General features: G+C 62.2%; 19 protein-coding genes. 7 read left to right on the forward strand and 12 right to left on the reverse strand.

What is annotated here, in order from left to right:
- Window positions 1-19: 19 nt before the first annotated feature.
- The 5 genes from PSFL_RS27780 to PSFL_RS27800 form a co-directional block, all read right to left on the reverse strand.
- On the reverse strand, window positions 20-1825 hold the full coding sequence (locus tag PSFL_RS27780) for an ABC transporter ATP-binding protein (protein ID WP_115127822.1): 1806 nt from the start codon (window positions 1823-1825) through the stop codon (window positions 20-22).
- On the reverse strand, window positions 1818-2420 hold the full coding sequence (locus tag PSFL_RS27785) for a DsbA family protein (protein WP_169961215.1): 603 nt from the start codon (window positions 2418-2420) through the stop codon (window positions 1818-1820). Before PSFL_RS27785 ends, PSFL_RS27780 begins: the two co-directional genes overlap by 8 nt.
- A gap of 36 nt (window positions 2421-2456) precedes the next feature.
- The gene (locus PSFL_RS27790; RefSeq protein WP_057440777.1) at window positions 2457-3398 is read right to left on the reverse strand and encodes a rhodanese-related sulfurtransferase; all 942 of its coding nucleotides are present in this window, start codon (window positions 3396-3398) and stop codon (window positions 2457-2459) included.
- A 118-nt stretch (window positions 3399-3516) separates the two neighbouring features.
- Window positions 3517-3816: a BolA family transcriptional regulator gene (locus PSFL_RS27795; protein ID WP_115127821.1), complete on the reverse strand. Its 300-nt coding sequence runs from the start codon at window positions 3814-3816 to the stop codon at window positions 3517-3519.
- A gap of 3 nt (window positions 3817-3819) precedes the next feature.
- Window positions 3820-4335, reverse strand: coding sequence for a DUF2059 domain-containing protein (locus PSFL_RS27800; RefSeq protein ID WP_115127820.1), 516 nt, complete (start codon window positions 4333-4335; stop codon window positions 3820-3822).
- A 193-nt stretch (window positions 4336-4528) separates the two neighbouring features.
- On the opposite strand from PSFL_RS27800, the gene PSFL_RS27805 reads away from it, so the two are divergent.
- Window positions 4529-5917 (forward strand): class II fumarate hydratase, encoded by a 1389-nt coding sequence (locus tag PSFL_RS27805; RefSeq protein ID WP_397470694.1) that lies wholly within the window; start codon window positions 4529-4531, stop codon window positions 5915-5917.
- A gap of 1 nt (window position 5918) precedes the next feature.
- Here PSFL_RS27805 and PSFL_RS27810 read toward each other — a convergent pair whose 3' ends face one another.
- The 4 genes from PSFL_RS27810 to PSFL_RS27825 form a co-directional block, all read right to left on the reverse strand.
- A complete protein-coding gene (locus tag PSFL_RS27810; RefSeq protein WP_057958888.1) occupies window positions 5919-6878 on the reverse strand; it encodes a DMT family transporter in 960 nt (319 codons plus the stop codon).
- A gap of 592 nt (window positions 6879-7470) precedes the next feature.
- A complete protein-coding gene (locus PSFL_RS27815; RefSeq protein ID WP_169961211.1) occupies window positions 7471-8655 on the reverse strand; it encodes a thiolase family protein in 1185 nt (394 codons plus the stop codon).
- A 101-nt stretch (window positions 8656-8756) separates the two neighbouring features.
- On the reverse strand, window positions 8757-10274 hold the full coding sequence (gene pap, locus PSFL_RS27820) for a polyphosphate:AMP phosphotransferase (protein ID WP_057958886.1): 1518 nt from the start codon (window positions 10272-10274) through the stop codon (window positions 8757-8759).
- Between the two features lie 29 nt (window positions 10275-10303).
- Window positions 10304-10975 (reverse strand): dermonecrotic toxin domain-containing protein, encoded by a 672-nt coding sequence (locus tag PSFL_RS27825; RefSeq protein WP_397470695.1) that lies wholly within the window; start codon window positions 10973-10975, stop codon window positions 10304-10306.
- Between the two features lie 197 nt (window positions 10976-11172).
- Here PSFL_RS27825 and mnmC point away from each other — a divergent pair, with 197 nt between their 5' ends.
- Window positions 11173-13170 (forward strand): bifunctional tRNA (5-methylaminomethyl-2-thiouridine)(34)-methyltransferase MnmD/FAD-dependent 5-carboxymethylaminomethyl-2-thiouridine(34) oxidoreductase MnmC, encoded by a 1998-nt coding sequence (mnmC, locus tag PSFL_RS27830; protein WP_170045056.1) that lies wholly within the window; start codon window positions 11173-11175, stop codon window positions 13168-13170.
- 8 nt (window positions 13171-13178) lie between these two features.
- Here mnmC and PSFL_RS27835 read toward each other — a convergent pair whose 3' ends face one another.
- Window positions 13179-17999: an NEL-type E3 ubiquitin ligase domain-containing protein gene (locus PSFL_RS27835; protein WP_397470696.1), complete on the reverse strand. Its 4821-nt coding sequence runs from the start codon at window positions 17997-17999 to the stop codon at window positions 13179-13181.
- A 309-nt stretch (window positions 18000-18308) separates the two neighbouring features.
- Here PSFL_RS27835 and PSFL_RS27840 point away from each other — a divergent pair, with 309 nt between their 5' ends.
- From PSFL_RS27840 to PSFL_RS27855, 4 genes are all read left to right on the forward strand, one after another.
- Window positions 18309-20081: an N-acetylglutaminylglutamine amidotransferase gene (locus PSFL_RS27840; protein WP_115127813.1), complete on the forward strand. Its 1773-nt coding sequence runs from the start codon at window positions 18309-18311 to the stop codon at window positions 20079-20081.
- A 3-nt stretch (window positions 20082-20084) separates the two neighbouring features.
- Window positions 20085-21830: an N-acetylglutaminylglutamine synthetase gene (ngg, locus tag PSFL_RS27845; protein WP_115127812.1), complete on the forward strand. Its 1746-nt coding sequence runs from the start codon at window positions 20085-20087 to the stop codon at window positions 21828-21830.
- Between the two features lie 153 nt (window positions 21831-21983).
- Window positions 21984-23168, forward strand: coding sequence for an osmoprotectant NAGGN system M42 family peptidase (locus tag PSFL_RS27850; RefSeq protein WP_115127811.1), 1185 nt, complete (start codon window positions 21984-21986; stop codon window positions 23166-23168).
- Between the two features lie 59 nt (window positions 23169-23227).
- Window positions 23228-23455 (forward strand): YheU family protein, encoded by a 228-nt coding sequence (locus PSFL_RS27855; RefSeq protein WP_003192759.1) that lies wholly within the window; start codon window positions 23228-23230, stop codon window positions 23453-23455.
- On the opposite strand, the gene csrA is transcribed toward PSFL_RS27855, so the two are convergent.
- Together csrA and PSFL_RS27865 are read right to left on the reverse strand one after the other, a co-directional pair.
- Window positions 23452-23646 carry a carbon storage regulator CsrA gene (gene csrA, locus PSFL_RS27860; protein WP_057440758.1) on the reverse strand — a complete coding sequence of 65 codons (195 nt, stop codon included), beginning with the start codon at window positions 23644-23646 and terminating at the stop codon, window positions 23452-23454. The genes PSFL_RS27855 and csrA overlap by 4 nt on opposite strands.
- Window positions 23647-23820: 174 nt before the next feature.
- Complete coding sequence (locus tag PSFL_RS27865) at window positions 23821-24636, reverse strand: SDR family oxidoreductase (RefSeq protein ID WP_057440755.1); 816 nt, start codon at window positions 24634-24636, stop codon at window positions 23821-23823.
- Window positions 24637-24966: 330 nt separating this feature from the next.
- Between PSFL_RS27865 and PSFL_RS27870 the strand changes: the two genes are divergently transcribed.
- The gene (locus tag PSFL_RS27870; protein WP_032863216.1) at window positions 24967-25119 is read left to right on the forward strand and encodes a DUF3309 family protein; all 153 of its coding nucleotides are present in this window, start codon (window positions 24967-24969) and stop codon (window positions 25117-25119) included.
- The last annotated feature ends 49 nt before the right edge of the window (window positions 25120-25168 follow it).

The following is a 25168-nucleotide window of genomic DNA, read 5'->3' on the forward strand; positions in this document are numbered from 1 at the left end:
GATCGGTACCGGGATCGTTTCAGCGAACTTGTTGCAAGTGTCCGTAAAGCTTGGCGTACAAACCGCCGTCGGCTATCAGCTGCTGGTGGTCGCCGTCTTCGGCTATATGCCCACCGTCAAACACCAATACCCTATCAGCCTGCTTCACCGCCGACAAACGGTGAGCAACGATCAGTGTAGTACGCCCACTGAGAAACCGCGCCAGTGCCTGGTGCAGGTTGTATTCGGTGGCCGCATCCAGGGCCGAGGTGGCTTCGTCGAGGATCACCACTTTCGGCTCGGCCAGCACCATCCGGGCAATCGCCAGGCGTTGGCGCTGGCCGCCGGACAAACGTACGCCCGAGCGCCCGACAATACTGTCCAGGCCCTGGGGTAACCCCTTGACCGTAGCATCCAACTGGGCAATTTCAAGGGCCTGCCAGCAGGCTTGATCACTGCGCTCGCGGCCCATGGTCAGGTTGGCGCGCACCGTGTCGTTGAACAGTGCCGGATGCTGCAGCACCACCGCGACATGCTCGCGGATGGTTTCCAGGCCAATCGCCTGCTGGGTCGCGCCGCCGAAGCGGATCGTGCCCGCCTGCGGGGTGTAGAGCCCCAGCAGTAATTGCACCAGGGTACTTTTACCGCCGCCACTGGCGCCGACAATCGCCACCTTCTCGCCGGGGGCGATGACCAGGTTCAACTGGTTGAGCACCAGGTCTTCGCCATAGCCAAAGTCCAGGCCCTGCACCTCGATACCCACGGTTTCGCGCCCGGTAAACGGATCTTCGCCCCCTGCGTATTGCGGTTCGTCGGCGCGGGCCAACAGTTCGTTGATCCGCGTCAGCGCGCCACCGGCTGCGTAGTAGGCGTATTGCAGGTTCAGCAGTTGCTCCACCGGGCCGATCATGAACCACAGGTAGCTGAACACCGCGAGCATCTGGCCGATGGACAAGTCGGAAAACAGCACCGTGAGCATCGCCGCCGCGCGGAAGATATCAATGCCGAACTGGAACAGCAGGCCACTGGCGCGGCTGGAGGCGTCGCTTTTCCACTGGGAGTTGATGGCAAAGTCGCGCACTTCTTGGGCACGCTGCCCCAGGCGCCCGAGGAAAAACCCCTGGCGATTGCCGGCGCGCACTTCCTGGATGGCATCCAGGGTTTCTGTCAGGGCCTGGGTAAACCGCGAGGTGCTGTCGTTTTCGAGCTTTTTCAGGTGCTTGACCCGCTTGCCCAACTGCACCGTGGCGTAGATCACCAGGGGGTTGAACAACAGGATCAACAGGGCCAGCTTCCAGTGCATCCACATCAGGATCCCGGAGGTGCCGACCAGGGTCAGGGTGGCCACCAGGAACCGGCTCAAGGTTTCCCCGACAAACTTGTCCACCGTGTCCAGGTCGGTGACCAGGTGTGTGGTCACGGTGCCACCGCCCAGGCTTTCGTATTCACTCAGGGAAATACGCTTGAGCCGCTCGATCAGACGCACGCGGATGCGGTAGACAATGTCCTTGGCCAGCCCCGCAAACAGGCGGGCCTGGACCACGTTGAACACCAACGCCGCGCAGCGCAATACCAGGGTGATCAGCAGCATCAGGCCGATATACCCGGCAGCCTGCTGCCAGGCCGTCGGCAACGCGTGGTTCATCACCTGCAACGCAGCATCGCCATTGCCCAGCAGCACTTCGTCCACCAGCAACGGCAGGAGCAAGGGAATCGGTACGCTGCACAGGGTCGCCAGTACGGCGACACCGTTGGCAATCCACAGGGCTTTTTTATGGCGCAGGGCCAGGCGACGGATTTCTGCCCAGGTCAGCCGATCAACCCGTGGTGTTGGCTGATCATGCACAGGCAGCTCGCTCCAGCCAGCGACCGAGCAGCGGCGACAGCTCGGACAGCGGCTGGTAGCCATTGGTCAACAATGCCAACTGGCCATTGCGTTCGGCCAGCAAGGTCGGGAAACCGGCGATGCCCAGGTCCTGGACCCAAGTGAAGTCGGCGGCCGTGGCGGCATGTTGTTCGGCGCGGTCAAAGGCTTCGGCAAACTCGATACGCGGCACCCCGGCGGTCTCGGCCAGCTCCACCAGCACACTGGCGCGGGTCACATCGCGACCCTCGACATAAAAGGCCTGCTGGATCAGCCCGAGCAAGGTCCAGGCGCAATCCGGCGCCAGGCCACGCGCAGTGACCAGGGCCCGGCAGGCCGGCTCGGTGTCATACACAAACCCTTCAGGCAAGGCGCCCTCCAGGCGGAACGGCTGGCCCGTGGCCTCGGTCACCGCCTGCCAGTGCTCCAGGATATAGCGCCGAGTAGTCGGTTCCAGCGCCGCACCACTGCCGGTACGCAAGCCGCCCACCACCAGGTGCAACTCCACGCCAGCCGCCTGGGCCTGCTCAACCAGGGCCTTGGCCACCGGGGCAAAACCCCAGCACCAGGAACACATCGGGTCCATTACATAGAGCAGGCGCGCAGACATGGTTCAAGCCTCGGTGGATGATTGCTTGTAGTTATAACCAATCGGGTGCGGCATATTGCGGGCCTTGGCCAGCTCGATCTGCTTCTGGCGGTCGATCGCACTGCGACGGGTCTTCTCGGACAGCTTATCCCAGCAGTGCGGGCAACTGATGCCGGCCACGTAGTGCTCGGATGCGCGGTCCTCTACGCTAACCGGTGTACGGCAGGCATGACATTGATCGTAGTCACCTTCGCTCAAATCGTGGCGCACGGTCACGCGGTTATCGAAGACAAAGCAGTCGCCCTGCCATTTGGTCTCTGCCTGGGGCACCTCTTCGAGGTATTTGAGGATGCCGCCCTTGAGGTGATACACCTCGTCAAAGCCTTCGCTGAGCATGTAGCTCGAGGCCTTTTCACAACGAATTCCGCCGGTGCAGAACATCGCGACTTTCTTGTGCTTGGCCGGATCGAAGTTGGCTTTGATATAGTCAGGAAATTCGCGAAAACTCGTGGTTTTCGGGTCGATTGCGCCCTCAAAGGTGCCGATCGACACTTCATAGTCGTTACGGGTGTCGATCAACAGCACTTCTGGATCGCTGATCAACGCGTTCCAGTCTTGTGGATCAACGTAGGTACCGACTTTCTTGTTCGGGTCGACGCCTTCGACGCCCAGGGTCACGATCTCTTTTTTCAGCTTGACCTTGGTGCGGTAGAACGGCTGCTCATCGCAGTACGACTCTTTGTGGTCGATATCGACCATGCGTGGGTCGTTCTTCAACCAGGCCATCAGGCCATCAATGCCTTCGCGGCTACCGGAAACGGTGCCGTTGATGCCTTCTTCGGCGATCAGCAAGGTGCCCTTGATGCCGTTGTCGACCATGGCCTGCAACAGGGGCTCACGCAGGGCGACGTAATCTTCGAGGGTGACGAACTTATACAGTGCCGCCACGACGATGGGGTGTGTCATGGGTGTTCTCTCCAGGTGGCTACCCTCGTAAAGGGTGAACCGGATGCAAAAAAAACGCGCCGACTGAGCGGCGCGTTGCGGATTCTAGCAAAACATAGGCCCTTGTAGCAGCCGGATATCAGTGTTTGCTACCGCCAGCGCAGGTCGGCGAGGCCGGGGCTGCGTCGGTTTTTGCCCATTCTTCAGGCGTGTAGGTATGCAGCGCCAGCGCATGGAACTCGCTCATCAGGTCGCCCAACGTGGCGTAGACCTTCTGGTGGCGCTTGACGCGGTTGAGCCCCTCGAACTGCTGGCTGACCAGCACGGCCTTGAAATGCGTCTGCAATCCACGGCTGTGCATATGGCTTTCGTCCAGCACACTCAGGTGTTCCGGGCTCAGGGCGGCAAGTGCCGATTCGATACGCTGCTGCATGGTCATTGCTTACTTCTTCTTGGCGGGTGCGGCTTTGGGGGTCAGTTCGTTGGTCATGTCTTCCAACAGCTTGTTCACGACAGGTACCGCGCTTTCCAGCTTGGCCTGGGTCAACTGGGCCGATTGCTGGGTCAGTTGCGGCATTTTCTCCAGGACTTTCTTGCCCAGTGGCGACTTGTAGAAGGCAACCAGGTCTTTGAGTTCGGACTCGCTGAAGTTGCTGGTGTACAGCTTGACCATGTCCGGCTTGAGCTTGTTCCAGCCAATGGCCTGGTCCAGGGCGGCGTTGGCCTTGGCCTGGTAGGTGTCGAGCACGGTTTGCTTGGCGGCAGGCGCCTTGGTCTGCTCGAAACGCTGGGCGAACATTTGCTGCACTTGCATGTACACCGGGGTGCCCAGCTTGTCCGCGTGAGCCAGGGTCAGGAAGGCTTCGGCACTGGCGTTGTGGCTGGCGGTATCGGCAAGAACCTGGCCGCTGGCACAGACCAGAGCAACCGCGGTACAGATGGCACGAAGACGAGTCATCGAGTTTCCTTTCTAGCAGGCGAGGTAATACCCCAAGGGCGACCATTCTGCGCCTAAAAAACGCTGGCACTCAACCCCACGCCTTACAGCGCCTGGTTTTGCGGGGGTTTGGCCGATGAAATGGCTTTTATGGAACCCAAACGCCCCCCCAGGGCCTAAACTGCGCAAACCGACTACAAGGAGAGTCCCTGCGATGAGCCGTATCGAAACCGACAGCCTGGGCGAAGTACAAGTCCCGGATGACGCTTACTGGGGCGCACAGACCCAGCGTTCACTGGTCAATTTCGCCATCGGCGAACAACGCATGCCACTGGCGGTCCTGCACGCCCTGGTCCTGATCAAGAAAGCGGCGGCGCGGGTCAACGACCGCAATGGCGACCTGCCCGCCGATATTGCCCGGCTGATCGAACAGGCCGCCGACGAAGTGCTCGACGGCCAGCACGACGACCAGTTCCCCTTGGTGGTCTGGCAGACCGGCAGTGGCACCCAGAGCAATATGAACGCCAACGAAGTGCTCGCCGGCCGCGCCAACGAGCTGTCGGGCGGGCCCCGTGGCGGCAAGAGCCCGGTACACCCCAACGATCACGTCAACCGCTCCCAGAGCTCCAACGACTGCTTCCCCACCGCCATGAGCATCGCCACCGTACAGGCGGTGCACGAGCAGTTGCTGCCGGCGTTGCGCGAGCTGTCTGGCGGGCTGGCGGAGTTGTCGGCGCGCCATATGAAGCTGGTCAAGACCGGCCGCACCCATATGATGGACGCCACGCCGATCACCTTCGGCCAGGAAGTCTCCGCGTTCATCGCCCAACTGGACTATGCCGAGCGCGCCATTCGCAGCGCCCTGCCCGCCGTGTGCGAGCTGGCCCAGGGCGGCACGGCGGTAGGCACCGGCCTGAACTCGCCCCATGGCTTTGGCGAGGCGATTGCCGCAGAAATCGCTGCGTTGTCCGGGCTGCCGTTTGTCACCGCGCCCAACAAGTTCGCCGCATTGTCGGGCCATGAGCCGCTGACCACCCTGTCCGGCGCCCTGAAAACCCTGGCCGTGGCCTTGATGAAAATCGCCAACGACCTGCGCCTGCTGGGCTCGGGGCCACGCGCTGGGCTGGCCGAAGTGCGCCTGCCGGCCAATGAGCCGGGCAGTTCGATCATGCCCGGCAAGGTCAACCCGACCCAGTGCGAGGCGCTGTCGATGCTGGCGTGCCAGGTGCTGGGCAACGACGTGACCATCGGCATTGCCGCCAGCCAAGGGCATTTGCAGTTGAACGTGTACAAGCCGGTGATTATCCACAACCTGCTGAAGTCGATCCGCTTGCTGGCCGATGGCTGCCGCAACTTCCAGGAACATTGCATCGCGGGCCTTGAGCCCGACGCCGAGCAAATGGCCGCGCACCTGGAACGGGGTTTGATGCTGGTGACCGCGCTGAACCCGCATATCGGCTATGACAAGTCGGCGCAGATTGCCAAGAAAGCCTATGCCGAAGGGCTGACGCTACGTGAAGCAGCGCTGGAGCTGGACTACCTCACCGATGCCGAATTCGACCAGTGGGTACGCCCGGAGAATATGCTCGAAGCCGGGCATTGACCTAAAGGTGGGCCAACCTTGCGCGCCGGGCCTTGAGCCCGGCGATCAAGGACGGCGCCAACGCCACCGACGCCGACCCCAATACCACCAGCACCGCACCGCCGTAACCCAGGCCATTGATCTGCTCGGCATGCACATAGTCAGGCCACAACCAGGCGGCAATCGCCACCGCCACAAAGGTCACCAGTGGTGTAATCGCCAACGTCGCACTGACCCGCGACGCTTCCCAGTGAGCCAAGGCTTCGGCAAAGGCGCCATAGGCAATCAGCGTATTGAAACAGCACGCCAGCAACAGCCAGCCTTGCAATGGGCTCAGTTGCAGCGCCTCCATGGGATGTACCCAGGGCAACAGGAGAAATGCGCAAGACAGGTAAATCACCATCATCACCTGCAGTGAATTCCACACCGTCAACAATTGCTTCTGGCCCAGGGCGTAGAACACCCAGATGGTGGTCGCCAGGAGAATCGTCAGCACCCCGGCGGTGTAAGTGCCCAGGGATGTCAGCAGCTCCGCCAGGCGCTGGTTGAAGAACAGTGCAAAGCCGATGATCAGCACCAACAGGCCTACCCCCTGCCCCAGGCTGAAACGCTCCTTGAACAGAAACACACTGGCGATCATCAAAAAGATCGGCCCCATCTGCACCACCAGTTGCGCCGTGCCGGGGCTCAACATCTTCAGCCCCACCAGATAGAGCACGTAGTTGCCCAGCAGCCCACACACCGCCATCGCCACCAGCCAGCCACCGCGCTTGCCCAAGACTTTCGGGCTGGGCAGACGCTTGACGGCGGCCAGATAAACGAACAGGCAACTGCCGGACACCATCAGGCGAAACCAGGTCACGGTGATCGGGTCCATCACCTGCAGCACCTGTTTGAGCTTGATCGGCAGAATGCCCCAGAGCAGCGCGGTCAGCAGGGTCAGGGATAAACCGTAGACCCAGCGGCCGGAAGAGATGTGCATGAGTGCCCCAAGAGCCAGAGGTAGAGGAAGCCGCATTCTAGGGGGATGTGGGTGGACCTTGGCGAAGTTTTTTATCAGGCATACCGCAAATCAACTGTGGGAGCTGGCTTGTGTGGGAGCTGGCTTGCCTGCGATGCAAGCACCTCGGTACATCAGTTGCATCGCGGTGACGCTATCGCAGCATGGGTATCTACACAGCTATCCTCTGGGTATGTGTACATATCCATTGCTGCGGTCACGGCCGCTATTGGTTCCGCTCTTACAGCGGGTCACTTTTGGAAAAGAGCCCGGAGTGCCGGCCCAGCCAAAAGTAACCAAAAGGGCTCCTGCCCCACCACTCGGTGCCTCGCCTAGGCTCGGCATGCCCGCAGTCAGGCATTGCTCCGTGGGCCCGCCGCGATCGGCCATCCATGGCCGTGTCGCGGCTACCCCGGCATCCATGCCGGGGTGCCCACTGCGCAATGCCTGCCTGCGGCCATCGTGGTTTAACGGGGCGCCTAAGATCAAGATCAAAAGCCAGATCAAAAGCAGAGCAACAACAGCAGAGCCAGAGCACGAAGCTGCATTTAATAATTGGGCCCCCAGGGCCAGATCAGCGCACAGCTTCAAACAGCCCGGTTGCTCCCATCCCGCCGCCCACGCACATGGTGACGATGCCATAACGCAAATTGCGCCGTTGCAGCTCCCGCACCAGGTGCCCGACCTGCCGTGACCCGGTCATGCCGAACGGGTGACCAATGGAGATCGAACCGCCGTTGACGTTGTACCTGGCATTGTCGATCTCCAGACGATTGCGCGCATACAGGCACTGGGACGCAAACGCCTCGTTGAGCTCCCACAGGTCGATGTCCGCCACTTGCAGGCCACGGGCCTTGAGCAATTTGGGCACCGAGAACACCGGGCCGATGCCCATCTCGTCCGGCTCGCAGCCGGCCACGGTAAAGCCACGGAAAAACGCCTTGGGCTTGAGCCCCAGTTCCAGGGCTTTTTCCAGGCTCATCACCAGGGTCATCGACGCGCCGTCGGACAGTTGCGATGAGTTACCTGCCGTCACCGAACCATCCTCGGCAAACACCGGCTTGAGCCCACTCAGGCTGGCCAGGGTGGTGTCCGGGCGGTTGCAGTCGTCGCGATCGACCACGCCGTCGAGGATCTGCACCTCGCCGGAGTGCTTGTCCTCGACCTTGTACTTGACCGCCATGGCCACGATTTCATCGTCGAACAGCCCCTCGGCCTGGGCCTGGGCGGTGCGCTGCTGGCTTTGCAGGGCGTACAGGTCCTGCTCTTCGCGGCTGACGTTATAGCGGCGGGCAACTATTTCGGCGGTCTGGCCCATGGGGAAGTAGATGCCCGGCACCTGCTCCTTGAGCAATGGGTTGATCAGGTTGTCGGTATTCACGCTCTTCATGGTCAGACTGATGGACTCGACACCGCCGGCGACAATGATGTCGCTGCACCCCGAGGCGATCTGGTTGGCCGCGATGGCAATCGCCTGCAGCCCCGATGAACAGAAACGGTTGAGGGTCATGCCGGCGGTGCCGGTGCCCAGGCGCGACAGCACTGCCACGTTGCGGCCGATGTTGTAGCCCTGGGCGCCTTCGTTGGAGCCGGCGCCGACAATGCAATCCTCGACACTGGCCGGGTCGATGCCACTGCGTGCCAGCAAGGCGTTGACGCAATGCGCGGCCATGTCATCAGGACGGGTCTGGTTGAACTTGCCGCGAAAGGACTTGGCCAGGCCGGTTCGCACGCTGTCGACGATCACTACTTCACGCATGGGCTACCTCGATCTTGTCGTTATTGGGAGACAGATCGAGGATAGATCCAGGGCCTGGCGATCGCGACGATCATTCACCTGGCGTATGCAAAAGCATGGCGCTATTTGTGCTTCTTCTTTTTGTCGTGCTTGTCGGACTTGGCGAACGCCTCTTCCAGCGCCAGGTTGATGGTGCGCAGCACCTTGACCCGTGCCCAGCGCTTGTCGTTGGCCTCCACCAGGGTCCAGGGCGCGATCTCGGTGCTGGTGCGGTCCACCATGTCGCCCACCGCGGCCCGGTAGACATCCCACTTGTCGCGGTTGCGCCAGTCGTCTTCGGTGATTTTGAAGCGTTTGAACGGGATCTCTTCCCGGGCCTGAAAACGCTCCAGCTGGGTCTGTTTATCAATCGCCAGCCAGAACTTGACCACGATCACCCCGGCGTCGCGCAATTGCTCCTCGAAATCATTGATCTCGGCGTAGGCGCGCATCCAGTCGGCCGTGGTGCAAAAGCCTTCGACCCGCTCCACCAGCACCCGGCCATACCAGGAGCGGTCAAACACGGTAAACATGCCCCGCGCCGGGATCTGCCGCCAGAACCGCCACAAGTATGGCTGGGCGCGCTCGTCTTCGGTGGGCGCGGCAATCGGCACGATGCGGTACTGGCGCGGGTCCAGTGCCGCCGCCACGCGGCGGATCGCCCCGCCCTTGCCCGCCGCGTCGTTACCTTCAAAAACCGTGACCAGCGCGTGTTTGCGCATGCGTTTGTCGCGCATCAGGCCCGAGAGCCGCGCCTGTTCGGTAATCAGTTGCTCTTCGTAGTCGTCCTTTTCCAGGCGCTGGGTCATGTCCAGGCTGTCCAGCAGACTCATCTGGTCCACCGAGGATGGCAAGGGCGCCGGATGGATGCCGCTGGCCCTGGCCTTGGACAGCTTCAGGGCATTTTGCAGGCCCTCCAGAAGGATCCTGGCCACGGTCAGCCCGCGGTAGTTGGCATCCACACCTTCGATCACATGCCAGGGTGCATAGTCACGGCTGGTGCGGCGCAGCACGCGCTCGCCGAAATGCACGAACTTGTCGTAGGTCTCGGACTGCTGCCAGTCCAGCGGGCTGATACGCCAGCTGTGCAGCGGGTCGTCCTGCAGGGCCTTGAGCCGCGCCTTCATTTGTTTCTTGGAGAGGTGGAACCAGAACTTGAAGATCAGCGCCCCTTCATCGCACAGCATCTGCTCCAGGCGCTCGGCCCCGGCAATGGCCTGGTCCAGGCGTGCGTCCTTGATCTGGCCATGGACCCGCGCCTGCAGCATCTGGCTGTACCAGTTGCCGAAGAACACGCCCATGCGCCCCTTGGCCGGCAGTTGTCGCCAGTAGCGCCAGGCCGGCGGGCGGGCCAGTTCTTCGTCGGTCTGCTGGTCGAAGGTGCGCACCTCGATCAGGCGCGGATCCATCCATTCATTGAGCAGCTTGACGGTTTCGCCCTTGCCGGCGCCTTCGATGCCATTGATCAGCACGATCACCGGGAAGCGTCCCTGCTGGTGCAACTCGAACTGCGCTTCCAGCAAGGCCTCACGCAAGGCCGGGACTTCTGCGTCGTAAGTGTCCTTATCGACGGCGTGACCAATTTCGGCGGATTCAAACATGGGCGACTCCCTTCCAAGATGGATCAAGACTAGCGGATTGGGCAGCACGGCGGGCAAGCAATTCCACGCCACTTGCCGTGGATCAATTGACCGGGCTGCTCGTCGGTGTCGAGCTGGAACACCTCGCTGATGTGCCGCTGGTACAAGCGGCCAAGGTCCAGGGCCCTGCAACCTTGGGCGAATTCATGGGGCGCAACGGCGATCATCCCCCGCGCAGCGCCCGCCGACTGCAGCTGTGATTCGCCGGGATAAGCTTGCGCACGCGCTTCATCCGCAGAAAAGTTCTGCAGCGCCATGTGCAACAAGCTCTGTTGTTCCAGCGTGACCGACCTCACGTACTCCAACGGCAACACATCTGTCTCATAGGCATAGACTGCGCGCACAAACAGATCCTTTTTCGGCTCCACCGTAACCTGCCACTGTGCCTGGCAGTAAGCCTTCAACTGCTCATTGCAGAACTCATCCAGCGGGCGCAACGACCGCAAGCGATCCGCGACCGCCGCGCGCGCCTCTTCAGCCCTCGCGCCATCAGCTTCCAATGCCTCCAGCACACCTTGCGGGGCATTGATCATCCAGCCCGGCAGGCGCTTTTGCAGGACCTCGGCCTTGGCCAGATCGCCGGTCATTTCGAGCAAGGCGGCTTGCAACTGGTGCTGCGTCAACTGCGTGAACGTGTGGGTTAAATCGTCCTGTACCGACATCAGCAATGTCCCTTATTGCCTAGGGTTGAACGCCTAACGATACCCTGTGCCAACCCGCCGGATTAACGCTGATTGTTGATCGAATCGGGGGCTATCGCCGGGAGTTTTTCCATGTATGAAGTAGCCGGCTAACACCCGTTTCAACCCTGCCCCCCGTGATCGACTAGAATGGCCGCCTTGTCTTTGCCGAGTTGCCCATGAACCCCGTACAGCCCAATGCCCAGCTCGACTGGGACGACCAGGGACGCCCACGCTCGCGGGTGTTCGACGACGTGTATTTCTCCGACAAGTCGGGCCTGGATGAAACCCGCTACGTGTTCCTCGAGCAGAACCGCCTGCAGGAGCGGTTTGCCGCGCTGCCCGTGGGCGGGCGCCTGGTAATCGGGGAAACGGGGTTTGGCACCGGGCTGAACTTCCTGTGTGCCTGGCAGCTGTTTGAGCAGCACGCGGTACCGGGCGCGCGCCTGCATTTTGTCAGCGTGGAAAAGTACCCGCTGCGCCACGCCGACCTGCAACGCGCCCTCGCCCTCTGGCCCGCGCTCAAGCCATTGGCTGACCAATTGCTGGCGCAGTACGTCGCCATTCATCAGGGCTTCCAGCGCCTGATCCTGGCGAACGGGCGCGTGACGCTGACCCTGCTGATCGGCGATGCCCTGGAGCAACTGCCGCAACTGGATGCGCAGATCGACGCCTGGTTTCTCGACGGTTTTGCCCCGGCGAAAAACCCCGACATGTGGACCGCCGAACTGTTCGCCGAGCTGGCACGGCTGGCGGCCCCGGGCTCGACCATCAGCACCTTTACCAGCACCGGCTGGGTACGGCGCCTGCTCAACAGTGCCGGGTTCAAGATGAAGCGCACACCGGGCATCGGTCACAAGTGGGAAATCCTGCGCGGCGAGTTTCTCGGTTGGCCGGCCGACGCGCCGCTACCGGCCCCGATCAAGCCCTGGTTCGCCAGGCCGACGGCCCTCAAGGGTGAGCGCCGAGCCCTGGTGATCGGCGGCGGCATGGCCGGCTGTACCAGTGCTGCGAGCCTGGCCGCACGGGGCTGGCAGGTGAGCCTGCTGGAGCGCCATGAAGGCCTGGCCCAGGAGGCCTCGGGTAATCCGCAAGGGGTGCTCTACCTCAAGCTGTCAGCCCACGGCACCGCCTTGTCGCAGATGATTGTCAGCGGCTTCGGGCATACCCGGCGCCTGCTGGAACACCTGCAACGAGGGGTGGATTGGGACGCTTGTGGCGTGCTGCAACTGGCGTTCAACGCCAAGGAGGCCGAACGCCAGGCCCAATTGGCCCAGGCATTTGCTCCGGACTTGCTGCACCTGCTGGACAGGGATCAGGCCCAGGCCCGGGCCGGGGTCGGCCTGGCGTATGGCGGGCTGTTTTTCCCCGAGGGTGGCTGGGTGCATCCGCCCGCCCTCTGCCAGTGGCAGGCACGCCAGCCGGGCATCACCGTGCACGTGCTGCATGAAGCCCTGGAACTGCGCAAGGTAGACGAGCAATGGCAGGCCTGGGACGGTGACAGGTTGCTGGCCAGCGCTCCCGTGGTGGTGCTGGCCGGGGCGGCCGAGGTCAAGCGTTTTGCCGCCAGTGCCGAGCTGCCCCTTAAACGTATTCGCGGGCAAATCACCCGGTTGCCGCAGACCACCGACAGCCAGGCGCTGGCCACGGTGGTCTGTGCCGAAGGGTATGTCGCGCCGGTCCGCCTGGGCGAACACACCCTGGGCGCCAGCTTTGATTTCAAGAGTGATGACCTGGCGCCGACCGCTGCCGAGCATGCCGGTAACCTGGCGCTGCTGCAGGAGATTTCCCCGGACCTGGCCCAGCGCCTGCGCGCCGACAGCCTGTCCCCACATACCCTGGAGGGGCGCGCCGCGTTTCGTTGCACCAGCCCGGACTATCTGCCGATTGTCGGGCCGCTGGTCGATCCCCAGGCGTTTGCCCAGGCCTATGACACCCTGCGCAAGGACGCCCGGCATACGCCGGACATCGCCTGCCCATGGCTGGACGGCCTGTACGTCAACAGCGGCCACGGCTCACGGGGCCTGATCACCGCTCCCCTGTGCGCCGAACTGTTGGCCGCGTGGCTGGACAACGAACCGCTGCCCCTGCCCCGCAGTGTCGCCGAGGCCTGTCATCCGAGTCGCTTCGCCCTACGCGCGTTAATTCGCAGCAACGTGACGAAAAAACCTCAGTGAGCACTCCCTCAAACGGCCGGCGTTAACTCGCAGGAGCCCAGGTCGTCGAGTTTCAACGCCTCATGGGTCAGGCGTTCAAGCTCGGCGAGCTCCGCCTTTTCCTGCTCATCCTGTATCTGGCTCATCTGACTCCGGTAGTCGGCGTCAGCCAGCGTCTCTCGCTGCGCCCACACCGCCTCGACGCGCTCACCGAAGGGCCGGTTCAGGGTGTCGAATGAACCGCTATGGATGCGCCGCAGATAACTGCTCCAAAACGGCAGCTTTACCACATACTTCAACAACTGCGGAGAAAGCTCAGCCATCTTCAACTGCATTTCAGCGAGCGTCAGCATATGCTCGGTCACCCCACCGAGACTGGCATAGCGCATATGGCGGGGTTGCCCGGGCAGATGAAAGCGCCCGGCCAACCCGGTGCGATAAGCCAGGCTGACCTCCAGCGGATCCAGCATCGGGTGCTCGGCGCTATGGCTGCGGGCCATATGCTCCAGTCGGTCGAGGCGAAACAACCCCTTGGCCAGCCTCAAGAGCGGCTTGGCCGTGACCTGACCGCCCGCCACCTGCTGCGAAGCCTGGTGGATTTCAACCAGCACTTCCAGATTACTGAAACTCACTGCAGCAGCATCATCACAGTTCAGGGGCGTGGCCGCCCGTTCAAAGATCTCTTCGCGCAGCCGGGTATCCATCGCCGCGGCGTCCAGCACGCGCCAGACCCGGCGGCCCATGTCCTCCTGCACGTGGGAGGTATCTGCGACACTGCCCAGGCCGGCCAGCAGCTTGAACAGAGCGTCGGAGCCCAGCTCATCCTTGAGTCCCGTCCAGGTCTCGACCCGCTCGGCGTAGCGCGCCATGCGCTCATCCCCCAACCATAAGTCCCGGGCGGTCTGCTCATTGAGCCGGGCGATATCGTCCTCCATGAAGCCCATGCCCACGCCAAGGGTGTCCCGGTAGTTCTGCAACAGCAGGCGGCTGGGGGAGTCCAGCGGGTTATGGCGCAGGTTGATGATTTCAGCATGCTGGCGTGGCACCTCGAACAACCACTGCGGCAAGGTGGCGAGATCATTTTCCCGCAGGTCCAGGTGCTCCAGATAAGGCAGACGCATAAAGCCGGAGGGCAAGCGCTGAAGCCGGCAATTGCGCAAGACCAGGTGACGCAACTCAAACATGTTGCTGACCAGCGGCGGGTCTACCAGGGGGTTGTTGCTCAGGTCCAATACCGTCAACCCTCGCAGGTCACCGAGTTTGGTACGCGTATATTCCGTCAGTTGCAGTTGGTTATTGGCCAGGTACAGCCGACGAAGGTGCTTCATCTGCTGCAGCACTTCCGGCAGTCGTGTCACCTGGTTGTCCGTCAACTCCAGAGTATTCAAACCTTTGAAATGCTTGAGGAAGTAACCAACATCATCGTTGAGCCCCATGTTCCTTAACGACAACTGGCGAACATGCTCGAACTGGACTTCGGGCGGCAGGGTCGGCAATGCCCCGATCACCATGCCATCGAGGGAAAGATTCGGGACTTGCCGATGGGACTCATCCGGGATCAGCGAGGCATATTGCCAACTGCGCTCGATGAGCTGGACGGCCTGGTGACGGGCCAGGCGGTAGTCCCGCAGGGCAACGTCCGAGCGCCCCTGCCCGCCCCCCTCCCTGGCCCACACCTTGAGCGTTCGATGCAGTGCTTCATATTGCTGCTCGAGAGCACGCACGGCGTTGGCCCGGGACAGCGGATCGTGACCCAAGTCCTGCAAAAAGGTCGCTATGCGCCGCTCATCAAACAGGGGGTAGAGCTTGCGGACCTTGCGCACCAGGCCGGCGGGCTGTCGCGGCGGCTCCACGGGCATTGCTTGCACGCACGACACAGGCGGATCTTCGGGCACCGGCCGTTCCGGCCATAGATAACGGCTAATCCGGCGCCGCTCATCCTGGGCCTTGCCAATCAGGCTATTGCGCAAATGGCTGGCCCTGCCGCTCGCGGGCAACTGCAGCTGGTCGAGCTCAGCGGGGGGCAAACTGTTAAGCAACGCCTCATAGAACCCCTCCGGGCCCTCGGCCATCGGCCCCAGCGGCGCACCTTGTCCGTTGTAGGCGCGCCACCCCAGGTTCGACTGGACCAGCGTGCGAGTGGTGGCGGCAGATGCGTTGCCCACCTGCCCCATGACACTACCGTCCAAGCTCTCCTGGCGTATTTGCAGCAACACATCTTCGGGCCAGCCCGGAACCCGCGGCAGTAACCCCAGCGCTATACGCCGAGTGGCGTCGGTGGCCAGTTCCGGCAGGTACAGACCGCTCAGGGCATCGTCTTCGTTAAGTATTTCCAGGGTCTCCCGCACCCATTGGGCGATCCGCAAAGGCACCCGCCCGGTATCGCGCAGCCGCCAACGCTCGGCCGTGGAGGCCTGGGTCATGATTTCCCAGGCAAGCCGAATGGGCAGTTGCGGATAGCGATGCTTGAGCACGCCGTGATCGGTCTGGTCGGGGAAGTCGACATCGGCACGCAGCCTTTCGTAAACCGCCTGGTGATTGTCCTTGAGTGAAGCGGTCAGCCGCCGCGCCAGCACCTCTTGCGCCTCTTCTGGAGGGAAGGTGCCGCCGAGCAGGCGCGTGGTCTCCTGGGGGTCGAGGGCCTCCAGTAGGCTGGACAGGACTTGCCCGTGTTTCAGATGCCCCGTGGTGATGTGGATGCTCAGGTCTTCGTAGTCGAAAGGCGCGGTGTCGGGGTGACGCTCCAGCAGGTACCCCTGCTCGTCCAGCAGTTCGAAAAACCGCCCCTGGGGCCAGCCTTCCATCAGCGGCAGGGCCAGCATCTGCACACGCGTAGTCGCCGCGTCGAGCGGTGCCTGATGCTCCATCTGCCAGATCAGGTCGCGAACCTCCTGATTCTGCCTGAAGCGCAGCGCACGTTCGCGCAAGCGCTCCGGCAATGGCAGGTTTTGCCTGGCTATTTGCTGCAGGCGGGGCAAGGTCGCGTCAGTGATGGCGGCGATATCCCGTAGATGCCCGGCTGGAAGGGTACCGAGGCTGGGGTCCAGTCGGCCCAGGACATAGTCCGGGTTCTGCCATTCTTGCGGTTGTTCGAACGAGAACTGCCAACCGCCCTGGTAGTTGTGGACCAGGGGCGGTCGATACGCTGAATCACGCTGCGGATGTCGGGCCCGCCAGCGGCCGGTACCGGAGTCAAAGACAACCGAGTAGGTCGAACCGTCGACATTGACGTAGGACTGGCCGTGAGCCTGGTAGACCCCACGGGGACTGGCAACCGTCCCTTCGAGCGAAACGGTGTGGCGGTACGGCTCGGTGCGGCTGCGCCACAAGCGCGTGGTTCTATCCGGCATGCGCACCGCCTCGAACCGTTCGTAAAACCCCGAAGCCGGCGGCGTGGTTCTCCAGAGCCGGCCGGCCACTTTTGCACCCGCCGCGAACAACGCCATGGCCGCGAGGTTCTCAGCAATGTTCGTCAGGTGCCGAAGGGCACCGAGTTTGTCCTGGTGTACCCAGTCATCCACCCCTTCGAACACTTCCCCAAGCAGTTGCCCGACCGCCACGCCCGTCATCAACTGGCCCAGTACCGGCACCACAAACGCGGCGACGTTGAGTACCGTCAAGCCCGCATCCAGGTAATCCTGGGTGCGCTGGCGGCGTGCGTCGTCATCGGCCTGGGCATTGGGAACGGCGAGCACACGGGCATCAAGCTGGATTTTGCCGACACCGGCATTAAAAAAGAACGTCGAAAAATTATCCGTTACAGGTAGCGGTTCTACGCGCACTAGGAGGTTGTACTGCTCCAACCGCTGAAAAAAACCGAAACGCTCGGACTCGTCCAGGTAGCCCATGAAGAAGTGTCGATAACGACTCACGTGGAGCTTGAGGCTGAGGTAAAGCTTGAACTGCTCCAGAGACACGTAGCGGTACCACGGCCGCACGGGCTCATTGGGCATGTACACCACGATCGGGCCGTTGGAAAACCCCTCGGGGGAGGCGCCGGAAAACACCAGCACGCCCCACAGGCACGCCCCGTCGATGTTCAAGCCTTGCCAGGTCAGCGGTTGGTTGTTGAACCACAGTTGCCGGGTGCTGCTGGCGGGCATGTCCGCCTTGACCAGGCCCAGCAACAGCTCACGGGTCGGTTGATCAATATCGCCTTTGGCATAGGCGATCTGCAGGTCGATCAGCATATCCATGCACCGGGACTGACCCATCGTCCTCACCGCCGGGCTATAGCCGCCGTCCGGGTCCGTCAGGTTGAACACCTCGCGCACATGGGTTTGATAGGCCTCCCCCAGATTCAGCTCGCGGCAGTAGCCGATAAATGTCTGGGCGCTGATATCTTGCGCAACCCTGCGCTTAGCCCCAACGCGGACCACGGCATTGATCGGTATGCCTCCCGGTTCGGCCCCGGCCTGGGAAAAATTCTGCATCGCCGCTTGCAGCAGGCTGTGTTTCTCCAGGGTAACGGTCTGCACCAGCATGCCGCCCAGGTCCGGATTGACTCCCCTGAAGGTACGCCTGGGGAGCTCCAGCGAGTCGTTCTCGATATCCAGCTGGGTGTGGCCTTTTGCGGCCAGAAACGCCGTGAGGCGTTCGGCACAGAACGTGTCCAGGGGGGCCAGACGGCTCAGCAGCCGTTGCAGGTTTGCCTTGGGCCGCTCGCTGTCGGCATACGCCTGCTCTATGGCCTGGAGTGCCTGGGGGTCGGCCTTGACCAGCCAGGCGGGCAACGTGTCATGCAAGACCTGCGCTTTATCCAGGTCGCCGGTGCTGTCCAGCAGCGCCTTCATCAATTCGTCCGAGGTCACAGGCTGCACAGCCTGGCTCAGCTTTGCTGTTTGCGTCATTCGCAACGGTCCTTAATCGCGTTGAACATGACCCATCACCATAAGCTCCCCTGCACCGCAGAAGGGTTCAAATAGCTGGGGGGTTGCCCTTGGAAACGCGCCACTATTTGCATCTGAGCCAGACCTAATTACCTCCACTTTGCCCCGCGCCCCACGGGCCGCGGAACGGCGTGCGCGGGGGAGCGGCCGTTTGCCATATAACTTATTGATCTAAAACTCCAGGTATAGCCTCGGGTCAGTCCTTGGGTACCCGCCGTTTTGGCGCGTGCCTTTTGCCCCCTCCCCAACGGAAAAACCGGTAAGGACTTTATGTGCGGATTAGCTGGAGAACTGCGTTTCGATCATCAACCTGCCGACCTGGCAGCGGTGGAGCGAATCACCCATCACCTGGCACCACGCGGACCTGACGCGTGGGGCTTCCATGCCCAAGGGCCGATTGCCCTGGGCCATCGTCGCCTGAAAATCATGGACCTGTCGGACGGCTCGGCCCAACCGATGGTCGACGCGCAACTGGGCCTGTCCCTGGCGTTCAACGGCGCGATCTACAACTTCCCGGAACTGCGCACCGAGCTTGAAGCCCTGGGCTACGCCTTCTATTCCGGCGGCGACACCGAAGTGCTGCTCAAGGGCTACCACGCCTGGGGCGAAGCCTTGCTGCCCAAGCTCAACGGCATGTTTGCCTTTGCCATCTGGGAGCGCGACAGCCAGCGCCTGTTCATCGCCCGCGACCGCCTGGGCGTCAAGCCGTTGTACCTGTCGCGCACCGGCCAGCGCTTGCGCTTTGCCTCGGCGTTGCCGGCGTTGCTCAAGGGCGGCGATATCAACCCGATCCTCGACCCGGTTGCGCTCAATCACTACCTGAATTTCCACGCCGTGGTGCCGGCACCGCGCACCTTGTTGGCGGGCATCGAAAAGCTGCCGCCGGCCACCTGGATGCGGATCGAGGCCAATGGCAAGACCGAGCAGAAAACCTGGTGGACCCTGCCCTACGGCCCCCATGACGATGAAAAACACCTGACCCTGGAAGACTGGACCGACCGCGTGCTCGACAGCACCCGCGAAGCCGTGGCGATTCGCCAACGCGCGGCGGTGGATGTCGGCGTGCTGCTGTCGGGCGGTGTGGATTCGAGCATGCTGGTGGGCCTGTTGCGCGAAGTCGGCGTACAGGATCTGTCGACCTTCTCCATCGGCTTTGAAGATGCCGGCGGCGAGCGTGGCGATGAGTTCCAGTACTCCGACCTGATCGCCAAGCACTACGGCACTCGGCACCACCAACTGCGTATCGCCGAAAGCGAAATCATCGAGCAACTGCCGGCCGCGTTCCGCGCCATGAGCGAGCCGATGGTCAGCCATGACTGCATTGCCTTCTATTTGCTGTCGCGGGAAGTGGCCAAGCATTGCAAGGTGGTGCAAAGCGGCCAGGGCGCCGATGAGCTGTTCGCCGGTTACCACTGGTACCCGCAAGTGGACGGCGCCAGTGACCCGTATGCGGCCTATCGCGAGGCCTTCTTCGACCGCAGCTACGACGACTACGCGGCCACCGTCGCCCCGCAATGGCTGACCGCCAATGACGCCGCCGGCGACTTTGTGCGCGAGCATTTCGCCCAGCCCGGCGCCGAGGCGGCTGTGGATAAGGCCCTGCGCCTGGACAGCACGGTGATGCTGGTGGACGACCCGGTCAAGCGTGTGGATAACATGACCATGGCCTGGGGCCTGGAAGCGCGCACGCCGTTTCTCGACTACCGCCTGGTGGAGTTGTCGGCGCGGGTGCCGGGCCAATTCAAGCTGCCGGACGGTGGCAAGCAAGTGCTCAAGGAAGCTGCGCGTCGGGTGATCCCCAGTGCGGTGATCGACCGTAAGAAAGGCTACTTCCCGGTGCCCGGCCTCAAGCATTTGCAGGGCGACACCCTGAACTGGGTGCGTGACCTGTTGCTGGACCCGAGCCAGGATCGTGGTCTGTTCAACCCGGCGATGCTCGACCGTCTGCTCACTGACCCCCAAGGGCAATTGACCCCGCTGCGCGGCTCCAAGCTGTGGCAATTGGCGGCGCTGAACCTGTGGCTCAGCGAACAAGGAATCTGATTGATGAAACCTCACGCCACGGCCTACAGCCAACGCCTGCTGCGCGGCCAGGCGCCGTCCTACGAGCGCCTGCAAGCGCGCCTGGCCGAAGACGGCAGCGAACCCAGTGACCAGCCCATCGCCGTGCATTGCGGATGGGGCCGCTTATTGATTGGCCATACCTTCCCCGACCCGGCGAGCCTGGCCCTGGAGCTGCTCAACGAGCAGCCCGGGGAACGGGATATCGCCCTGTATGTGGCCGCGCCCCAGCAGATCCTCGGGATTGATCCGCAACAGTTGTTCCTCGACCCCTCCGATACCTTGCGCCTGTGGTTCACCGACTACCGGCCGGCCACCCGGGTGTTCCGTGGCTTTCGCATTCGCCGGGTACAGAGCGAAGCCGACTGGCAGGCAGTCAATCGCCTGTACCAGGGGCGCGGCATGTTGCCGGTGGATGCCAACCTGTTGACCCCGCGCCATCAAGGCGGCCCGGTGTACTGGCTGGCCGAGGATGAAGACAGCGGCGCGATAATCGGCAGCGTCATGGGCCTCAATCACCATAAAGCCTTCCATGACCCGGAACACGGCAGCAGCCTCTGGTGCCTGGCCGTCGACCCGCAATGCTCGCGGCCCGGCGTCGGCGAAGTGCTGGTGCGCCACCTGATCGAGCACTTTATGAGCCGGGGCCTTAGTTACCTGGACCTGTCGGTGCTGCACGACAATCGCCAGGCCAAGAGCCTGTACGCCAAGCTCGGTTTTCGCGCCCTCACCACCTTTGCCATCAAGCGCAAGAACGGTATCAACCAGCCGCTGTTCCTTGGGCCGGGGCCGCAGGCGGGGTTCAATCCCTATGCACGAATCATTGTCGAAGAGGCGCACCGGCGCGGTATTGATGTGCAGGTGGACGATGCCGCAGCCGGGCTGTTCACCCTCAGCCATGGCGGGCGCCGGGTGCGCTGCCGTGAGTCATTGAGCGACCTGACCAGTGCGATCAGCATGAGCCTGTGCCAGGACAAGAGCCTGACCCACAAGGTCTTGAGCGCCGCCGGCTTGAAATTGCCAGCGCAACAACTGGCAGCCAGCGCCGACGACAACCTGGAGTTTCTCGACGAACACCAGCGCATCGTGGTCAAGCCGCTGGACGGAGAACAGGGCCAGGGCGTGGCCGTGGACTTGCAGACCATCGAAGAAGTGCAAGGCGCCATCGAAGCGGCGCGCCAGTTCGACTCTCGGGTTTTGCTGGAGAGTTTCCACGAGGGCCTGGACCTGCGCATCCTGGTGATTGGTTTTGAAGTAGTAGCTGCCGCGATCCGACGCCCGGCGCAGGTGATCGGCGATGGCAAGCACAGCGTCGGCGCCTTGATCGAAGTGCAGAGCCGGCGCCGCCAGGCGGCCACAGACGGCGAGAGCAAGATCCCGATGGATGACGAAACCCTGCGCACCCTGAAGGCGGCAGGATATGACTACGACAGCATCCTGCCTTCGGGTGAAGTGCTGGCGGTACGGCGCACTGCCAACCTGCACACTGGGGGCTGCCTGGAAGATGTCACGGCGATTCTGCATCCGACGCTGGTGGATGCTGCCGTGCGTGCGGCACGTGCCCTGGATATTCCGGTGGTCGGCCTGGACTTGATGGTGCCGGCCGCTGACCAGCCGGAGTACGTATTTATCGAAGCCAACGAACGGGCCGGCCTGGCCAACCATGAACCACAGCCCACGGCAGAACGGTTTGTGGATTTGTTGTTCCCCCACAGTCAAACCACGGCTTGAGACATGAGCTGACTGGACGGGCCTCATCGCGGGCAAGCCCGCTCCCACAGGTTGCTGTGTGAGCTGGCTTGCCTGCGATGAGGCCAGCCCGGCCAACAAATCCCCAAGCCCCTCATCGAAACCATCGATGCCCTCAACTCATCAGGAGTTTCCATGACCCGAACCATCCCCGAACCGGATCTCAACTACCTGCAAAAAGTGCTGCTGGAAATGCTCGCCATCCCCAGCCCCACCGGGTTTACCGACACCATCGTGCGCTACGTCGCCGAACGCCTGGAAGAACTGGGCATCCCGTTTGAAATGACCCGGCGCGGTACGATCCGCGCCACCCTCAAGGGCCAGAAAAACAGCCCGGACCGTGCGGTTTCCGCGCACCTGGACACCATTGGCGCTGCCGTACGGGCGATCAAGGACAATGGCCGCCTGACCCTGGCCCCGGTGGGTTGCTGGTCCAGCCGCTTTGCCGAAGGCAGCCGCGTCAGCCTGTTCACCGATAATGGCGTGATCCGTGGCAGCGTGCTGCCGCTGATGGCCTCCGGGCATGCCTTCAACACCGCCGTGGATGAAATGCCGATCAGTTGGGACCATATCGAACTGCGCCTGGACGCCTACTGCGCCACCCGCGCCGATTGCGACTCCCTGGGGATCAGCGTCGGTGACTTCGTGGCGTTCGACCCGCTGCCGGAATTCACCGAAAGCGGCCATATCAGCGCCCGCCACCTGGACGACAAAGCCGGGGTCGCGGCCTTGCTGGCGGCGCTCAAGGCCATCGTCGACAGTGGCGAACCGTTGCTGATCGACTGTCATCCGCTGTTCACCATCACCGAAGAAACCGGCAGCGGCGCGGCGGCGGCCCTACCCTGGGATGTCAGCGAATTCGTCGGCATCGACATTGCCCCGGTCGCCCCCGGCCAGCACTCCAGCGAACATGCAGTGAGCGTGGCGATGCAGGACTCCGGCGGCCCTTACGACTATCACCTGTCCCGGCACCTGCTGCACCTGGCGGCGGAAAACGACCTGCCGGTACGCCGTGACCTGTTTCGCTATTACTTCAGCGACGCGCACTCGGCGGTCACCGCCGGCCACGATATCCGCACCGCGTTGCTCGCATTTGGCTGCGATGCGACCCATGGTTACGAACGCACCCATATCGACAGCCTGGCGGCCTTGAGCCGCCTGCTGGGCGCCTACATCCTCAGCCCGCCGGTATTTGCCAGCGATGCGCAACCGGCCCAGGGCTCCCTGGACCGCTTCAGTCATCAACTGGAACATGAAACACAAATGGAGAGCGACACCCGCGTGCCCTCGGTGGACAGCCTGGTCGGACAGAAATCCTGAGGCTGGCAACTATGATCCCGGCACAGTAGGATCGCCGGGATCCACCATTTGAGGCTTGTATGCTGATTCCCTACGATGCACTTGAAGTCGACACCCTGACCCGCCTCATTGAAGACTTCGTGACCCGCGACGGCACCGACAACGGCGACGACACGCCCCTGGAAACCCGGGTACTGCGCGTGCGCCAGGCGTTGACCAAGGGTCAGGCGCTGATTGTTTTCGACCCTGAAAGCGAGCAGTGCCAGTTGATGCTCAAGCACGACGTGCCCAAGCACCTGTTCGACTAAGGATTGGGCACCGCCACCGCCTGCCCCTGCAGGCGGCGGATCTTTTCGTAGACCTCCGCCCGGTGCACATTGACCCCTGCGGGCGCTTGCACACCGAGTTTCACCTGGAGGCTGTTGACCTCCAGGATCCGCAGGGTGATGTGATCGCCGATGGAAATGATTTCGCCTACCGCGCGGCTAAGTACCAGCATGGCGTGTGTCCTTTGGAAAGTTACCGGACCGCGACCATGCGCCCTCCTCTACGAGCCATCAATGACCTGCCAGATAAACAGATCCGCCCTACAACCCAGGGTTGGATTTACTGACAGACGAATATCAAACAGCCCAGTAGGAGCGCAAAAATATAAACGTATTGTTTATACCCCTCAGCCTTTGACCGACTGAGCCTTGGCGCGCATTTTTTCCGACATGCTGGTCATCTCGTCATACAGCAATTGCGGGTTTTTCTGTTTCAGCGCCCAGGCCATGCGTCCCTGTTCGTGGGGCAGGATCATGAACTCACCGGCGGCCACACGCTGGTAGATGTAATCGGCAATGTCTGCCGCACTGATCGGCGAGCTTTCCAGCAGTTTGCCGACCTGGGCCTTCATCGCCGGGGTGGGGCCGCGGAACGAGTCCAGCAGGTTGGTCTGGAAGAACGACGGGCACACCACGTGCACCCCGACTTCCTGCTGCTTGAGCTCCACCAGCAGGCTTTCCGAAAGCGCCACCACACCGGCCTTGGCCACGTTGTAGTTACTCATGGCCGGGCCTTGCATCAGGGCCGCCATAGAGGCGATGTTGATGATCCGGCCCTTGCTCTTTTCCAGCAGCGGCAGGAAGGCCTTGCAGCCCTTGACCACCCCCATCAGGTTGATTGCGATCTGCCAGTCCCAATCCTCCAGGGACAGCTCGCTGAAGAACCCACCGGAGGCGACCCCGGCGTTGTTGACGATCACGTCGATGCCGCCCAGCTTGACCTCGCAGGCCTGGGCAAAGGCGGTGAGCTGGCTGTAGTCACGCACGTCACAGCGCTGGATAAACCCGTCGCCACCGGCCTGGCGTACCCGCGCGAGGGTTTCCTGCAAGCCCGGCTCGCTGACATCCGACAAGGCCAGCTGCCAGCCCTCGCGGGCCCAGCGCAGAGCGATTTCGCGACCCAGGCCGGATCCGGCGCCAGTGATCATCATGCGATTTTGCATAGGAAGTAGCCTTGTGATTCAGGGAAGAAGTACGCGCCAGTGTAGCGAAGGTTATTCACCGCCCCATGCACCATCAAGTTGCTGAATGCCCGGGGCAAACCAAAGGCCCGGTCGGATGCCGGGGCGTGGGGTAAGTTCAATCTTTTTAAACTAAGTGCGCAACAACACAACAATTAAAAACGAAATAAGCCAGCGGCCAAATCGGATTAAAAAAACAGGGAATTTTCTGCAAAGTGCAGGAGTCGGATTGATTAAGGCGGCCGTTTTAAAGGTGCGGCTCTGACAATTAACAATCAGGTCTTTTCAGAAGACGAATAAGGAAAACAAACTATGAGCCTCATTCTTATCATTGTTCTGATCCTCCTGCTGGTCGGCGGCCTGCCGGTATTCCCGCACTCGCGTAACTGGGGTTATGGGCCGTCGGGTATTCTCGGTACGGTGCTGGTGGTGCTGTTGATTCTGTTGTTGCTGGGCAAGATATAACCCCCCAGCGTTAAAAAAGATGCAAAAAAAAGAGGCCTTGAAGAAGGCC

This window comes from Pseudomonas sp. DD1 (assembly GCF_044510355.1).
Lineage (GTDB): Bacteria > Pseudomonadota > Gammaproteobacteria > Pseudomonadales > Pseudomonadaceae > Aquipseudomonas > Aquipseudomonas shahriarae.